This is a genomic window from Rhizobium atlanticum (assembly GCF_030182485.1).
Taxonomy (GTDB): Bacteria; Pseudomonadota; Alphaproteobacteria; order Rhizobiales; family Rhizobiaceae; genus Rhizobium.
The window spans coordinates 350574-366388 of record NZ_JAQJCJ010000001.1 but is presented as its reverse complement, the minus strand read 5'-3'; the positions used below and the strand labels follow the sequence as shown (position 1 = coordinate 366388).

15 protein-coding genes are annotated in these 15815 nt (G+C 62.4%); 6 read left to right on the top strand and 9 right to left on the bottom strand.

Annotation, left to right across the window (positions count from 1 at the left end; all coding sequences use genetic code 11):
* Positions 1-75 precede the first annotated feature (75 nt).
* The 5 genes from PH551_RS01730 to PH551_RS01710 all read right to left on the bottom strand — a co-directional run bounded on the left by PH551_RS01730 (position 76) and on the right by PH551_RS01710 (position 5809).
* Positions 76-729 (bottom strand): LysE family translocator, encoded by a 654-nt coding sequence (locus tag PH551_RS01730; RefSeq protein WP_285191605.1) that lies wholly within the window; start codon positions 727-729, stop codon positions 76-78.
* Positions 730-794: 65 nt separating this feature from the next.
* Entirely contained in the window at positions 795-2741 is a 1947-nt protein-coding gene (locus PH551_RS01725) for an elongation factor G (protein ID WP_285191604.1), read from the bottom strand.
* Positions 2742-3186: 445 nt separating this feature from the next.
* Positions 3187-4452, bottom strand: a complete 1266-nt coding sequence (locus tag PH551_RS01720; protein WP_285191603.1) for an NAD(P)/FAD-dependent oxidoreductase — start codon at positions 4450-4452, stop codon at positions 3187-3189.
* A gap of 177 nt (positions 4453-4629) precedes the next feature.
* Complete coding sequence (locus PH551_RS01715) at positions 4630-5172, bottom strand: BA14K family protein (protein ID WP_285191602.1); 543 nt, start codon at positions 5170-5172, stop codon at positions 4630-4632.
* A gap of 172 nt (positions 5173-5344) precedes the next feature.
* Positions 5345-5809 carry an Lrp/AsnC family transcriptional regulator gene (locus PH551_RS01710; protein ID WP_285191703.1) on the bottom strand — a complete coding sequence of 155 codons (465 nt, stop codon included), beginning with the start codon at positions 5807-5809 and terminating at the stop codon, positions 5345-5347.
* Positions 5810-5963: 154 nt separating this feature from the next.
* On the opposite strand from PH551_RS01710, the gene PH551_RS01705 reads away from it, so the two are divergent.
* From PH551_RS01705 to PH551_RS01690, 4 genes are all read left to right on the top strand, one after another.
* Positions 5964-6683, top strand: coding sequence for an aspartate/glutamate racemase family protein (locus PH551_RS01705; RefSeq protein ID WP_285191601.1), 720 nt, complete (start codon positions 5964-5966; stop codon positions 6681-6683).
* 234 nt (positions 6684-6917) lie between these two features.
* Positions 6918-7835 (top strand): bifunctional helix-turn-helix transcriptional regulator/GNAT family N-acetyltransferase, encoded by a 918-nt coding sequence (locus PH551_RS01700; RefSeq protein ID WP_285191600.1) that lies wholly within the window; start codon positions 6918-6920, stop codon positions 7833-7835.
* Positions 7836-7894: 59 nt separating this feature from the next.
* Positions 7895-8518, top strand: coding sequence for a TetR/AcrR family transcriptional regulator (locus tag PH551_RS01695; protein ID WP_285191599.1), 624 nt, complete (start codon positions 7895-7897; stop codon positions 8516-8518).
* A 109-nt stretch (positions 8519-8627) separates the two neighbouring features.
* Positions 8628-9842 (top strand): MFS transporter, encoded by a 1215-nt coding sequence (locus PH551_RS01690; protein WP_285191598.1) that lies wholly within the window; start codon positions 8628-8630, stop codon positions 9840-9842.
* Here the strand turns inward: PH551_RS01690 and PH551_RS01685 are convergent.
* Positions 9839-10255, bottom strand: a complete 417-nt coding sequence (locus PH551_RS01685) for a winged helix-turn-helix transcriptional regulator (protein ID WP_285191597.1) — start codon at positions 10253-10255, stop codon at positions 9839-9841. The genes PH551_RS01690 and PH551_RS01685 overlap by 4 nt on opposite strands.
* Positions 10256-10380: 125 nt before the next feature.
* On the opposite strand from PH551_RS01685, the gene PH551_RS01680 reads away from it, so the two are divergent.
* Positions 10381-11289, top strand: coding sequence for an SDR family oxidoreductase (locus PH551_RS01680; RefSeq protein ID WP_285191596.1), 909 nt, complete (start codon positions 10381-10383; stop codon positions 11287-11289).
* A gap of 407 nt (positions 11290-11696) precedes the next feature.
* Here PH551_RS01680 and PH551_RS01675 read toward each other — a convergent pair whose 3' ends face one another.
* Positions 11697-12449, bottom strand: a complete 753-nt coding sequence (locus PH551_RS01675) for a pyridoxine 5'-phosphate synthase (RefSeq protein WP_285191595.1) — start codon at positions 12447-12449, stop codon at positions 11697-11699.
* 431 nt (positions 12450-12880) lie between these two features.
* On the opposite strand from PH551_RS01675, the gene PH551_RS01670 reads away from it, so the two are divergent.
* Positions 12881-13573: a MerR family transcriptional regulator gene (locus PH551_RS01670; RefSeq protein ID WP_085778715.1), complete on the top strand. Its 693-nt coding sequence runs from the start codon at positions 12881-12883 to the stop codon at positions 13571-13573.
* A 95-nt stretch (positions 13574-13668) separates the two neighbouring features.
* Here PH551_RS01670 and PH551_RS01665 read toward each other — a convergent pair whose 3' ends face one another.
* Both PH551_RS01665 and PH551_RS01660 read right to left on the bottom strand, forming a co-directional pair.
* Complete coding sequence (locus PH551_RS01665) at positions 13669-14796, bottom strand: ATP-dependent DNA helicase (protein ID WP_285191594.1); 1128 nt, start codon at positions 14794-14796, stop codon at positions 13669-13671.
* Positions 14797-14879: 83 nt separating this feature from the next.
* Positions 14880-15806 (bottom strand): LysR family transcriptional regulator, encoded by a 927-nt coding sequence (locus tag PH551_RS01660; RefSeq protein WP_085778717.1) that lies wholly within the window; start codon positions 15804-15806, stop codon positions 14880-14882.
* Positions 15807-15815 lie beyond the last annotated feature (9 nt).

Below are 15815 nucleotides of genomic sequence, written 5' to 3'. Positions count from 1 at the left end.
CCTGATGTGAAATGCCGCAGCCGCCGAAGTCGTGGAAAGCTCGACTTCGACGGCTGTTTTTATGGAAGATGGCAGTTATCGGACGGGGCGGGCATCCCCTGAAAAGGCAAGGCGAAGACCGAGGAGGATCATAACGATACCGGCGAACCGCTCCTGCCAAACGATCAGCATCGGCCGGCGCGAGAGCCAGCCGCCGAACGCGCCCGCGCCGAATGCGACGGCGCCGAGGATGACGAAGTTCGAAAGCTTGGTCACCGCCCCGAGAACAAGAAGCTGCACCGCCACCGGCCAGGAACTCTCAGGGTTCACGAATTGCGGAAGAAAGGCGAAGAGAAAGACGAGCGCCTTCGGATTGGTCAGATTGTTGATCGTGCCCTCGCGAAGCGCCGCCGCGGTCGAGACGGACTGCGCCGCAGCCCGTGCGCCGTCGCCATGCCGCCCCGCTCCGCAAAGGAGCTTGACGCCCAGCCAGACCAGATAGACGGCTCCCGCCCAGCGCAGAATGTCGAAAGCAAGCGGCGAGGCTTGAAGCAGCGAGGCTACGCCCAGGATCAGCAACAAGATCTGGATCGCCCCGGCAAGGAGCGTGATGCCAACCGCGTTCAGAAGAGCGGTGCGCCGGCCCTGCCCGACACCTCGCCCGATGACAAGCATCATGTCCGGCCCCGGCGACAGCTGAATGGCCAGAACGGCAACATAAAAGGTGAGAAACGTATTGATATCGGGCATGGAAGCCTCCGGGCTCTGAGATAATAATAGGCGGGGAAGGGCCATGTTCCCCAATCGAGCGCGACTTAGACATTCCCGCGCAGGCGCAACAGATATTCGACAGGGTTGAATGGATCAGGCCCCGAGCGCCGGCGCAGGCGCGGCGGGCCAGCGGTCGGCGCATAGTGATCGAAAGCGGTTTCCATCACCCCCGTCCCGCCCGTCAACCCCGGCAACTGCTGCTGGACGCTTCTTACCATCTGAGACGTCATGGTGCCTTCGGACCGCGCAACGCCCTCGGCGATCACCGAATCCGACGTTGTCGCGGCTGATCTCGCAAGCAGGGTGAGCACGGCGCTCAAGCTCTCCGCCGGCGTTTCGAGATGAAAGCGGTCGACCGGTTCGCAAAGCACCGTCTGCGCGTTCGAAAGCGCCGTTGCCAGCACCCAGGGCGTCAGCTGCCGGAAATCTGCGGCAGTGCTTGCTGGCGAGCTGTGCCGGGCCGCCGTCATCGCCACGTGGCAATCGACGACCTGCCAGCCTGACATACCCTGCTTCAGCGTTTCGAACACGGTTTCCTCGACCGCCCGGTAAAAGGCGGCGGGCATCTGGCCGACATCCACTTCGAGCGCAAAGCTGTTGCCCGCCCCCGGAGGACGCGGCTCGACCCGCAGGCCGACGGTGGCGAGAAACGGATTGGGCTCCTTGAAAAGAGCCTGCAGACCGGTCCCAATTCCCACAGGCCTCTCGACCAGAATGACTGTGCTTTCCTCGAAGCTGGCCTCGATGCCGTAATCCGCCAGCAGGGTCGACTGGACAACCTCTTTCTGTACCTCACCATAGAGCGATACGAAGACCTCGTCGGTGTCTTCGTTCCGGCGCAGATTGATCAGGGGATCCTGTTCGGCCATCTGGTTCAGCGCCAGCCACAGCGCCGCCTTCTCAGATGGCCGGCGGGCAAGGACGCGGGTTTCGAGCGTCGGTGGCGCGAAGTGAGCCCTTCCGCCGGCGCCCGGATCGTCGCCTACCGCATCGCCGATCCGACCGCCGATTAGGCCGCTGACGCATGCGATCTGCCCGGCGCGGAAGCTCTCGACACCGTGGCTACGGCCTTCCTCGAAGAGCCGGATCGCGGTCACTCTCTCCGGGCCTTTCGGCAGATCCAGATATTGCCGCAGCCGCACCGTGCCGGAGCTCAAGTAGAGATAAGCGAGCTTTTCGCCGCCCCAACCGCGCTCGATCTTGAAGATCTTGCCGGCGACCGGACCATCCGGGTCGGGGTGTCGCCCGGGCAAGATCGTTGGGATGGCCGATGCCAGGGCTGAGATGCCGGCGCCGGTCATCGCAGCGCCTGCGAAGACGGGATGTATCAGGCCCCGCGCCATCTGATCTGCCAGGGACGTCCCGAGCCTTTCCTCGGTCAGCCGATCGGGAGCGAGCACATAGTCATCAAGCAATGCCTCGTCGTTTTCCCCGAGCGCCTCGCAAAGCGCGGAAAAAAGCGGCTCACGACCTATTGCCAACGCCTCGACCGAGGCGAGCTTGGTGCCGGCATTAACGACCGAAGACATGGCGACCGGCCGGACCGAGAGCTGCGCGGCAAGCGCCTCCATCACCTCCTGATACCGGGCGCCGAGCCGGTCGACCTTGTTGACGAAGAATGCGAAGGGCACGCCGAGCCGCCGCAGCGCCCGCACCAGCACGCGCGTCTGCGCCTGCACGCCTTCGACCGCCGAGACGACGACGACCGCGGCATCCAGCAATCCCAGCACGCGCTCGACTTCGGCGATGAAATCGGGATGGCCTGGCGTATCGATCAGATTGACGGTCCTGTCGCCGATCTTAAACGACACCACCGCGGCCCTGATCGTGATGCCGCGTTGCCGCTCGAGTTCGAGATTGTCCGTCTGCGTATCGCCGCTATCGACGCTACCGAGCTTGTCGATGACGCCAGCGTGGAAAAGCAGTCTTTCGGTAAGGCTAGTCTTGCCTGCATCCACATGGGCGAGGATGCCCAGATTCAAAGTGCGCATGAACCACCAATTTCTCAGAAATCCGGATGTGATTTTCGTGAGAAGTGGCTCGGCGCATTGGAACCTCTGTCCGTTGTTACGGCTGGATGCGACACCCAGGTGGTGGAAGGACGCGGGCGGGATGCTAAGGCTGGGTGCAGAGATATGTCAAGCTTGGGTGTATTGCATTTACGCTGCGGGTGCGCCGGCTGGTTTGCTGTGTCGGCGTGCCGTGAGGCGCTCCCCTCTGCCCTGCCGGGCATCTCCCCCACAAGGGTGGAGATCGACAAGCGGTTGGATCATCGATCCCTCTCTGCTGTATCGAATAACGATGCGGTAGTTGTTTGGGGAACAATCGCGCCCAGCCGATCTCCCCACCTGTGGGGGAGATGCCCGGCAGGGCAGAGGGGGGTGCCACACGGCGCGCCCTCTCCCGCCGTCCTTCAGCTGACGAAAAGAAGAAAACCTACGCCTCCTCTCGCATCGTCTCCCGCTGCGTGATCAGCCGGGCGCTGTGCTGACCGCTGAGATAGATCCACAGCCAGCTCCAGGCGACAGCGAAGCGCGAGCGGGTGCCGATCAGGAAGTAGATATGGGCGAGGCCCCAAATCCACCAAGCAATCCAGCCTTTCAGCTTGATCCGGCCGAAATCGATGATCGCCGCACTCTGGCCGATCGTCGCGAGACTCCCCTGGTGCCGGTAACGGAAGGGCGCCGGCGCCGGCTTGCCCGAAAGACGCGCGCGGATGACCTTGGCGACATAAGCGCCCTGCTGCTTTGCTGCGGGTGCGATACCCGGCACCGGCTTGCCGTCCTCGCGCATCACCGAGGCGGTGTCGCCGATGACGAAGACATCGGGCAGGCCGGGCGCGCTCAGATCCTCTTCGACGACCACACGCCCTGCCCGGTCGGCCGGCACGCCGAGCCAGCGAGCTGCCGGCGAAGCTGTGACGCCGGCGGCCCAGACGATCGTCCGGCTCGGGATGAAGGTCTCGCCGATCTGCACGCCGTCGGCGCCGCACTCCGTCACCGGCTTGCCGAGGAGGACCTCGACCCCCAGTTTCTCCAGCGCCTTCTGGGCATAGGCCGAAAGCTCCTGGGCGAAGGTCGGCAGCACCCGCGGGCCGGCCTCGACCAGCACGACGCGGGTTTTGCGCGTATCGATGTTGCGGAATTCGTTCGGCAGCGTGAAATGCGCGAGCTCGGCTATGATGCCGGCAAGCTCGACGCCGGTCGGCCCAGCGCCGACAATGGCGAAGGTGAGCAGCGCGTCGCGCACGAGCGGATCGGCCTCCAGCTCCGCCTTCTCGAACGCAAGCAGCACCCGCCGGCGGATCGTCGTCGCGTCCTCCAGGGTCTTCAGGCCGGGCGCTACCGGCTCCCATTCGTCACGGCCGAAATAAGCATGTGTCGCGCCGGTCGCCAGCACCAGCGTGTCGTATCCGAGAGTCATGCCGTTGCGTAACGAAACCGTCTTCGCGCCGCTGTCGACATCGGCGACTTCGCCGAGCAGCACGGTCACGTCGGGCCGGTCGGCATAGAGGCGGCGGATCGGCCAGGCGATTTCCGAGGTGGAGAGAATGGTCGTCGCCACCTGATAGAGCAGCGGCTGGAAGAGATGATGGTTGCGTCGATCGACGAGCGTGATCCTCACCCCTGCGCCCTTCAACCCGTTGACGAGCTGCAGTCCGCCGAAACCGCCGCCGACAACAACCACATGATGATCGCCCATGACCTGCCCTTCTGCGTCATTTCGCTGAGAGCCAATGTGGCCTTCGCCGCGAAGGTTGCAACCGCCGTTTCGGCATGTCTCCCCTGCGCCGATCGCAGTCGAAGAAGGCCGCCCAACGGATCGGAAGAAGTTGGGCGGCCTGAAAACAGTTCATAATGCAGACGGCGTCAGTGCCAATCAATAGGGACCGACGCACTGACGACGGGGGCCATAATAGGGCTGGTAGGTATTGTCATACGCCCGGTACGAACGATACCGGGCGTAGCACCAGCTCACGTGACTGCTGCCCCCTCCATATGCATAGGCCCGATAGGGCCGGCCATAATAGCCGCCATAGCGGTACGGCGAGCCATAATAGCGGTAAGGCGAGCCGTAATAGCCGTAGGGCGAACCGTAATAGCGGTAGGGCGAGCCGTAATAGCCGTAGGGTGAACCGTAGTACGAGCCGTAATAGGGCTGCGCCAAGGCGCCGCCGATGATGGTGCCTACGGCCAGACCGCCTAAGGCCCAGCCCCAATCCGATCCATGGTGATGATGGCCGTGATAGCCGCCTCCGTAATAGCCGCCACCCCAGTGGCCGCCGTGGCCGCGCCATCGCACATGCTCGATTTGCTGCTGCGCTTCGATCCTGGGTGGATTGATAGCCGGAAACGCCTGTGCCGGCGTGATGCCGGGGGCACCCATGATCAAGCATAACGTAACGACAGTCAGCTTTCTCATGATTGTTCTCCTCCTCCTTCAAGAGGAGGAAATATCCTCCCCTCCTCCTGAACCAAAGGTGAACATAATACATCGAAAAATGTTCCGGATCGAGAAAAATCAATTCCTATCGATGGCAGTCAGGGTAACGGCCCCTCGGGCGACCCAACCCTGCTTTTCAGCATACCGCTGTTCACCGAGCGTAACCCACGGGTATCGCCATCCCATGTTTCAACATTTCCATCGAAATCGAAGCCGACACGTCGAAAAGTTCCAGCTTACGGACGATCTGCTTGTAGATGACATCGTAATGCTCGACGCGCGGCAGCACGATCTTGAGGATGTAATCGTGATTGCCGGTCAACCGGTGCGCCTCGACAATCTCGGGAATATCTCTGATGATTCTGCGAAAACTCTCCGTCCATTCGTCCGAATGATGGGCCGTCTTGACCAGCGCGAAGACCGTGGTCGGCACGCCCATCCTTTCGCGGTCGAGCACGACGATGCGTCTGGCGATATAGCCGGTCTCCTCCAGCCGCTGAATGCGCCGCGAACAAGCTGAGACGGAAAGCGCCACGCGCTCCGCGAGGTCGGTGACGGATATACCTGAATCCGTCTGCAGCATGTCGAGAATACGTCTGTCGCGATCGTCCAGCATGTGTGTCAAGTCAGCCTTGCGCCTTCGTTTTGCGTGACTTTTCAAAATCGCGCAATTTTATAGCACACATTAAGCGTGAAGGACAAATAACGCAAACACGCCGCGCCAGCATTGCGGCATCATTTTCGAAGTTGAAGCATGGGAGCATGAAGAGATGGAAACGATCGGCCTGATCGGCGGCATGAGTTTCGAAAGTTCGGCGGTATATTATCGCCTGGTCAACGAGATGGTGCGCGCCCGCAAAGGCGGCCTCGCCTCGGCCGAGCTCATCCTGCATTCTGTCAATTTCGAGGAAATCGTCGCGCTTCAGAAGGCCGGCGACTGGGACATGGCCGCCCGCCGCCTCGCCGATGTGGCTCTGCGCCTGCAGGTAGGCGGCGCCGGCTGCGTCCTCATCTGCACCAACACCATGCATTTGATCGCTGACGAGGTTGCGAAGAAGATCTCCGTGCCGCTGATCCATATTATCGACGAGACGGCGAAATCGCTGCATGCCGCCGGCCGCAAACGCCCGCTGCTGCTCGCCACCCGCTACACGATGGAGCACGGTTTTTACGCCGACCGCATGAAGAGCCTCGGTCTCGACATTATGGTGCCGGATGCTGCCGACCGCACCACCGTGCACGACATCATCTTCAACGAGCTCTGCGCCGGCAGGGTGCGCAATAGTTCACGGGAAAAGCTGATCGCGATCATCGACCGCGCCATGGAAAGAGGTGCCGACAGCATCATCCTCGGCTGCACCGAGATCTGCCTGATCCTCGATCCTGACCGCCTGCCGCTGCCGGGCTTCGACACGACGACGATCCATGCGCGCGCGGCAGTCGAGTTCGCTTTTGGGGCTGAGGAAAAAACGGAAGAAGAAGCCGCCTGAATCGCAGCGACAATTTAGTTGACTCAGTCCACTAAATGCGTGACAAAAGTCTTCATACGGAGACTTTTGTCAGTTGTTGACGCGCCTCATCTCACCCGGCGTCATCCTCGGCCTTGTGCCGAGGATCTGCTGCCTATCGACTGACGGCAGATGCTCGGGGATGCCAGAGCATGACGAAAGAGAAGTCGCGGGTTTTGTCGGCAACCTCGGTGTCTCCACCTGGAGACCTTCGCCATGTCCAATATCCCGCTCATTGAAACCGCCCGCGATTTCAACCGCTTCTACACGAACTTCCTCGGCCTCTTGAACAAGGCCTATCTGGACTCGCCGTTTACGCTGACCGATGCCCGCATCCTGTTTGAGATCGGCTCGCATGACGGCGTCAGCGCCGCCGGCCTCGTGCGCGACCTGCATCTCGACCCGGCCTATCTTAGCCGCATCCTCAAGCGTTTCCGCGCCGAGGGGCTGATCGAGACCAGCCCCGACCCGGCCGATCTACGCAGCCAGGTCATCACTGTCACCGATCAGGGACGAGAGCAGTTCGAGGAACTCGGCCGGCGCGCCAATGCGCAGATTGCAGCCCGTTTCGACACGCTGGCCGAGGGTGAGCCGCAGGCCGTCGTCTCGGCTATGGGCACGATCCGCGCTCTGCTCGATCCGGCCGTCAAACCGGCGCCGGCCATCCTCCGCCCCCATCGCGCCGGCGATATCGGCTGGATCGTCCAGAGCCAGGGCCGCTTCTACGCCGAGGAATATGGCTGGGACCTGCGCTTCGAGGCGCTGGTCGCCGACGTCGCCGGAAAATTCCTCGCCAATTTCGATCCGGCGCTCGAATATTGCTGGATTGCCGAGCGCGGCGGCATCAATCTCGGCTCGGTCCTCGTCACCAATGGCGGCGACGGCGTCGCCAAGCTACGCCTGCTCTATGTCGACAAATCAGCCCGCGGTCTTGGGCTCGGCAAGCTGCTGGTCGACGAATGCATCCGTTTCGCCAGGCAGAAGGGCTATCGCGAGCTTTCCCTCTGGACCAACGACATGCTCGATACCGCCCGTGCCATCTACATCAAGGCTGGATTCCGCCTTGTCTCCGAGGAGAGACATAACATGTTCGGCCCCGAGGCGAACGGCCAGAACTGGGTTCTCACCCTCTGATTTGCTGCATCACAGAAATTTCGCTTGATTTGGAAACGAACATTTCCTAATTAGGGATCATGACCGTTGACAACCTCACCTCAGATGGAAAAGCTCGCAGTCGTGGCCGTCCGCGCGAGTTCGATATGGACGCCGCTCTGGATGCGGCCCTGCGGGTCTTTTCCGAACGCGGCTACTACGCCACCTCGATCAGCGATCTGACCGAGGCGATGGATCTCGCTTCGGGCAGCATCTACAAGGCGTTCAAGGATAAGCGCGGCGTCTTTCTTGCCGCCTTTGCGCGCTACCGCCAGCTCGGCCGCCGGCGTCTGGAAGCGATGATCGCGTCTGTGCAGACGGGCCGCGAAAAAGTCTTCCAGATGGTGATGTATTATACCGAGCTCTCCTATGGCGATGCCGGCCGCAAAGGCTGCCTCGTCGTCGGCGGTGCCAACGATTTCTCCCTGCTCGACGAGGAAGCCGCCGCCAACGTCGCGACCGCCTTTGCCGCCGACGAGAAGCTGATGGCCGATCTCATCCGCCTCGGCCAGGCCGACGGCACCATTCCGCAGACCGTGGACCCCGATGCCGCCGCCCTCGCCTTTCTTTGCTTCACCAAGGGCTTGCGCGTCATCGGCAAAACAGGACGCGGCAGGCAGGAGATGCTCGCCGCGGCCGAAGCGTCGATGAACCTCGTGACCTGAGGTCAGGCCCCAGACGATCGAAAATAACGGCATCAGATCAAGGATCGGGTGGCCGCAGCCAGCATTTTTGCATTCAATCCTCGCAAATCCTTGGATACCGGAGTTTCCGATGAGCATTTCAGCCACGACGCCTGAGAAGGCCATTCCACGAACGCTGTCCCCCTGGCTCACCTTCCTTTTCGCCGCCGCCTGCGGGCTGGTGGCCGCCAATCTCTATTACGGCCAGCCGCTTGCCGGCCCGATCAGCGCCGATCTCGGTTTCACGCCCGCCGCCACCGGCCTGATCGTCACGCTGACGCAGATCGGCTACGGACTCGGCCTGCTGCTGATCGTGCCGCTTGGCGATCTCACGGAAAACCGCCGCTTGGTGCTGCTGCTGATCGCCGTCTCTGCCGCGGCTCTCATCGGCGCCGCACTGTCGACGACGCCTGCGATGTTCCTCACCGCCTCGCTCTCCATCGGCCTCGCCTCGGTCGCCGTCCAGGTACTCGTACCCTTTGCCGCAAACATGGCGCCCGATGCCACACGCGGCCAGGTCGTCGGCAATGTCATGAGCGGTCTGCTCTGCGGCATCATGCTGGCGCGGCCCTTCGCAAGTTTCGTCGCCCAAGCTTCCTCCTGGCACGTCGTCTATTACCTCACCGCCGGGCTGATGCTTGTGCTCGCCATCGTGCTGCGCGCCAACCTGCCGGTCCGTGTGCCGAAGACAAAGCTGCGTTATGGCGAGTTGCTCGCCTCCATGGCCCATCTGGCGATGACCTCGCGCGTGCTGCAGCGCCGCGCCCTCTATCAGGCCGGCATGTTCGGCGCCTTCAGCCTGTTCTGGACGACGACGCCCCTGCTGCTCGCAAGCCCGGCCTTCGGCCTGACGCAGAACGGCATTGCCCTCTTCGCGCTCGCCGGCGCGGCCGGCGCCGTCGCCTCGCCGATCGCCGGCCGGCTTGCCGACCGCGGCATGACCAGGATCGCCACGACGATCGCCATGCTGCTCGGCATGGTTTCCTTCGTGATCAGTCATTTCGCAGGCGACGGCTCGCTCACCGCCCTGATCCTTCTGACGGTGGCGGCGATCATGCTCGATTTCGGGGTAACGACCAATCTCGTCTGCGGCCAGCGCGCCATCTACGGACTGAACCCGGAACATCGCAGCCGGCTGAACGGCCTCTTCATGGCCACCTTCTTTGCCGGCGGCGCGCTCGGCTCGGCGCTCGGCGGCTGGGCCTATGCGACCGGCGGCTGGACGATGACGGCCTGGATCGGTTTCGCCTTCCCGGCACTGGCCTTCCTGCTGTTCCTGACGGAAGGCCGCCGCGGCAAAGCTTAGCTCTCTGCGGAATCGAAACGCGAACGGGCGGCGCGAACGGCATCGTGATTCGCTTCCGCCCAGTTCAGAAGCTCCGACAGCGGCTGATAGAGCGAGCGGCCGAGATCGGTCATAGAATATTCGACGCTAGGCGGCTTGGTCGGGAAGACCTCGCGGGCGATGTAACCATCCCTCTGCAGATCGCGCAGCGTCTGCGTCAGCATACGCTGCGAGATGTCGGGCAGCATCCGCCTGAGTTCGCCGAACCGACGGGGCTCGGCCGCCAGCACCTCGAGCAGCAGCGTCGACCATTTGCCGCCGATCTGCTGCATCATGTCCCGAACCGGGCAATTGGAAAAATCGAGGTCGGCAAGGTCGATCTCGCGCCGCGCCCCCGCCATCTTGTTCTTCAGACTGAGGACCGTGCCGCTCATCTGCTGGTTCCCTTTTGGTAACGTAGAGCCGAAAAACTGCCTCCTTTACACCGCGAAGTCAATTCCTATTCTAGAGTTAGTCTCTTTTTGAGACCACCTCGCCCAACGCAAAAGGAAACGACCCCATGAGCGAAACCATCCTGGTCACCGGCGCCGCCGGACAGCTCGGCCAGCGTGTCATCCACCACCTCATCGAAACCTACAGGGTTGCCCCCGGCAACATCGTCGCGGCAACGCGCAGCCCCGAGAAGCTCGCCGAGCTCGCAAACAAGGGCGTCGTCACCCGCAAGGCCGATTTCGATGACGCGGCAGGGTTGGAAAAGGCTTTCGCCGGCGTCGACCGGCTGCTGATCATCAGCACCGACGCGCTCGACACCCCAGGCAAGCGTCTGGCCCAGCACAAGGCCGCCGTCGCTGCCGCCGCCAAGGCAGGAGTCAAGCACATCGCCTACACCTCGATGCCGGCGCCCGACGATTCGCTCGTCACTTTCGCGCCCGACCATCTCGGCACCGAAAATGCTATCAAGGCGAGCGGCCTCGCCTACACGATCATCCGCGACGCCTGGTATCACGACAACTATCTGCATGGCATGCCCCACAATCTACAGGGCGGCAAATGGTTCAGCGCCACGGGCGATGGCAAAATCTCGACGATATCGCGCGACGACTGCGCCCTGGCGATCGCCGCAGCCCTTGCCTCCGGCACCGCCGAAAGCGCCACCTACACGCTGACCGGCACTGAACTGCTGACCAATCGGCAGGTCGCCGCCACCGTCTCCGAAGCCGCCGGCAAGCCGCTCGATGTGGTCGACGTCACGGACGAACAGCTCGGCCAGGGCATCCGCGGCGCCGGCCTCCCCGGCTTCATCGCCGACATGCTGGTCTCCGCCGACGCCAACATCCGCGCCGGCAAATTCGAGATCGTGACCGGAGACTTCACCAAACTAACGGGTAGACAGCCGCTGCCGCTGAAGGATTTCTTCGTGGCGCATAAGGCTGCACTGACGGCGGCTGACAGCGCCGGGGGGCATTGAGCCGATATGCATCCCTGCGCAACGTCGCAGGGATGCAGCGCGAGCGAGAAAGCTCCACGTCGAATAAATTACGCACGGCGCGGACGCGCCGTGCGTGAATTCCTGTAATATCGCGCGGTAAAGCCCTGAGGACACGAATGACGGAGGAGGAGGGAGTGCCGTGTGACACCCCCTCTGCCCTTCGGCATCTCCCCCACAAGTGGGGAGAGTGGCAGGAGGTTAGACCATCGCTCCCTCGCTACCCTAGCGCGGCAGCTATAGGGTAGTTGTTTGGAGAAGCCATCTCGCCCAGCCGATCTCCCCACTTGTGGGGGAGATGTCCGGCAGGACAGAGGGGTTAACCCCAGGCGCTACCGATGCGACGACAAAACCAGTTGATACCGCCGTACCGTCGCCGGACGCCATCATCAAACCTTCTGCCCACAAGCCCTGCAAAACCGCCGCACCGTTTCCGCCATGCCATATTCCAGCGCATCGGCGGTCAGCCCATGGCCAATGGAAACTTCGGCAAGATCAGGAATGCGCTTCACCAGATCAGGCAGGTTTGCGACCGTCAGATCATGCCCGGCATTGACGGCAAGACCGATCGCCAGCGCCGCGTCTGCAGTCTTTCCCAGCGCTTCGAGGATCGGGGCTGCCCGCTCCGGCGCGTCGTAGCAGCCGCCATACGGTCCGGTGTAAAGTTCGATCCGGTCGGCGCCGACCGCCTTGGCGATCTTGACCGCTTCCGCATCGCCGTCGCCGTCGGCAAAGAGCGAGACCCGGCATCCCATCTTCTTCAGCCGCACGACGACATCGGTGAGGAACGCCTGGTGTTTGCGGAAGTCCCAGCCGTGATCGGAGGTCGCCTGCGATGGGTCGTCGGGCACCAGCGTCACCTGCTCGGGTGCAGCGCCGGCACAGAGTTCGAGGAATTCCTCTGTGGGATAACCCTCGATGTTGAACTCGGCCTTCGGGAATTCGTCGTCGATCAGGTTGCGGATGACGGGTAAGTCGGCAAATCGTATATGGCGCTGGTCGGGGCGCGGATGCACCGTCAGACCGCTGGCGCCTGATGCAAGGGCTATGCGCCCGAGGGCTTCGACGCTCGGCCAGGGCAGATCGCGCCGGTTGCGCAGCATGGCGATGGCGTTGAGGTTCACGGAGAGCTTGGCTGGCATGGCGGATTATCCATCGGTCTCGGAAACGGGGGGCCCCGCTTTTTAAGCCAAGTGCCCGGCAATGGCCAACGAGAATCGCAGATGAATGCGACGCCGATATTGATGGATCGGCATTACAACAGTGATGGGCGTACCAGGAATAGCGGTTCCCGCCGGCTGCGAAGATGCGGCGGGCGCAGCGCGTGTTTTGCTGGAACCTTCGCGCAAAACCTGTAGAGCGCCCCGTCGCGTTGCTATCCCATTTAAAAGAGATTATTTTTAGCACTTATAAAAAAGATCGTTCACGCATAACGTGGACATTGTGTCGCGTAAACGTAGGCCGCGTACTGCTTCTTTCCCATAGAAGACGCTCAGAGGAAACCCCACTCGCCGCGACCGGGAAGCAACTGGCAAAACCGCATGAGGTGCAACAAGCTGCCCTAGGAGGGTTCATGCCAGACGGTTCCAAACGCCTGTTTGCTGCCGCCGGTGTCGCTTCGGAGGCCCGGTCGAAATACCGGTTCCTGCCTTTGGCCGCGCTGCCGCCGGATCTGCCGGAAGGTCCGGTGCCTATCGCCGATATGGCCAACGCATTCGGCGTTACGCACAGGACACTGCATTTCTACGAAGAAAAGGGATTGATCTCGGCCAATCGCATCGGCCTGATGCGCGTTTATGGCCAGGACGACGTGATGCGCATGGCCGTCATCACCGTCTGCCGCGAGACAGGCATGCCGATTGCAGTTATCCAGGAACTGATGGACGAGCTTCGCAACGCCGATTCGCAGGAATCGGCCGAGGCGATGTTCCGCGAGGTCTTGCAGGTGCGCAAGCGCGAGTTGACGGCCGAAATGTCGACGCTGCACCGCCAGCTCCAGCAGGTCGGCGATCTCCTGGATTTCGACGACGGCATGGAGACGCAGCCGCTCAACGACAATCAAGACAGTTCCAGCCTGACCGCGCAGGAACTGCGTTGCCTGGAACTGATGGCAGAGGGCTATTCCACCCAGCGCATCGCCCGGGCACTCGATCTGAAGCATGATGAGACCAGGGATCTCGAGGCCGGAATCATCCTGAAATTCCGCGCCAACAACCGCTTCCAGGCGATCGCCAAGGCCGTGCTGCTGGGCATCGTGCAGGCTTAATTCCCCTGACGAGCGCCACTGTCTCCTTCCACTTTAAACCATAACTGTCCGGTTCGCAGCGATGAACGCAGATGAGGGGCCGGCCCCGATCGGGATCAGCGAACGATCGTCAGCGTCTCCGCCGCACGTGTGATCGCCGTATACAGCCAGCGTTCCCGCGTGTCGCGAAAGGCCCAGCTCTCGTCGAAGAGCACGACGTCGTTCCATTGCGAGCCCTGCGCCTTGTGGACGGTCAGGGCATAACCATAGTCGAACTCGTCGTAATGCTTGCGGGTGTTCCAGGGGATCTCGCCTTCGACATCCTCGAAGGCCTGCTTGAGCAGCTTGATCTTAGCCGCCCCGCGATCCATGTCGTCGTCCTCGGGACGGACGAGCAGATTGATGCCGGGCTTCGTCGTTTCCTTGGACGAGGTCATCACCTGCCACAGCGAGCCGTTGAGCAGGCCCTTGGCAGGATCGTTCCGAAGACAGACCAGCTTGTCGCCGGTCTGCGGATAATCGGCGCTGAAGCCCTTCAGCTCGCGCAGGCGCTGATTGTAGCGCCGCCGCGTCCGGTTGGTGCCGACGAGCACCTGGTCGGCATCGAGCACGAGCTGCTGCGTCACCTCGTTCTTTGAGATCACCTTGGCCGTGCCGTAGTCGCCATACATGATCTCGTTGCCTTCGCGCACCTGCATGGCGAGCTTGATGATCGGATTGTCGCGGGCCTGCCGGTGTATATCGGTGAGGAGATAATCCGGCTCCTGGTTGGTGAAGTAGCCGCCGCCCGAAACCGGCGGCAGCTGGCCGGGATCACCGAGCACCAGGATCGGCGTGCCGAAGCTCATCAGGTCCTTGCCGAGCGCCTCGTCCACCATCGAGCATTCGTCGACGATGATCAGCGCCGCTTTCGCCACCGGGCTTTGCCGGTTGATCGCAAACATTGGCGCAATCGAGGTCTTGCCGGTTTCCTCGTCCTCCACCGCTTCCTCGCCGCGCGGGCGGTAGATCAACGAATGAATGGTCTTGGCGTTGGAGGCGCCGCGCGAACGCAGCACCTGCGCGGCTTTGCCGGTAAAAGCGGCAAACAGGACGTCGCCGTCGACATTCTCGGCAAAATGCCGGGCAAGCGTCGTCTTGCCCGTTCCGGCGTAGCCGAACAGGCGAAAGAGCGGCGAGCGCCCTTCGTTCAGCCATTTCGAAACAGCCTTCAGGGCTTCGTCTTGTTGCGGCGCAAATTGCATGATCAGACGACTTGGCAGGATTCGCCTGACTTAGGCAAGGCGGAAACTGACGCGGCATGGCCGACGACGGCAGATCCCGGCGCTCATCCGTTCCAGGCCCGGTCCGCGGCGCCTGCACACATGGACGGGTCCTGCCCCATCGCATCCATCACAAAATCCAGAACGGTCTTGACGCGCAGCGGCATGTTACGTCGCGAGGGATAGACGACGGTGACCGGCAGCCGGCTCGGCTGGAAATCCTTCATCACCTGGATCAACCGGCCGGCGGCGATATCGGACATGGCGATGATGTGGGAGAGCACCGCCAGTCCCGCGCCGGCAAGGGCGGCTCTGTGAATGGCGACGGCGTTGCATGCGGTCAGGCGCGGCGAGATCCTGACCGATATATCTTCCGAGCCGTTCGAAAAGGACCATGTGTTGGCCTCGCCTGCCCTCGCGTAGCACAGGCATTCATGATCCTTGATGTCCTTCGGGGCGCGTGGAGCCGCCCTGCGCGAGAGATAGGCGGGAGACGCGACGAGGAAGGCCGTCGTCCAGCCGATCCGCCGGCAGACGAGGCTGCTGTCGGCGACCGGGCCAAGGCGCACTTCGAGATCGAGGCGCTCCTCGATCATATCGGAGCTCTGCTCCCTGAAAAGCAGTTCGACCGAGAGTTTGGGATGAGCGGCGAGAAGATCGCCCAACCGCTCGCTGAGATAGAGGCCGAGCGGTGCAGGAACGCTGAGCCTGACCTTGCCCGAAGCGATCGCTCCATCCGATCCGGCGGCATCGCCGAGCTCTTCCACCGCCTCGAGAATCCGGAGCGCCATCGGCAGCATCCTCTCGCCCTCCGCCGTCAGCGACAGGCCGCTCGTCGTGCGATGCAGCAGGCGCGTGTTGAAATGGCCCTCGAGTGCCGCAACCTGCCGGGAGACTGCGGGCTGGGTCACATTGAGATCATGCGCCGCGGCTGAAAACGAGCCCGTCTCCACGACGCGCTGAAAGGTCCGTAATGCCGAAACGATATCCATCCCCTCCTC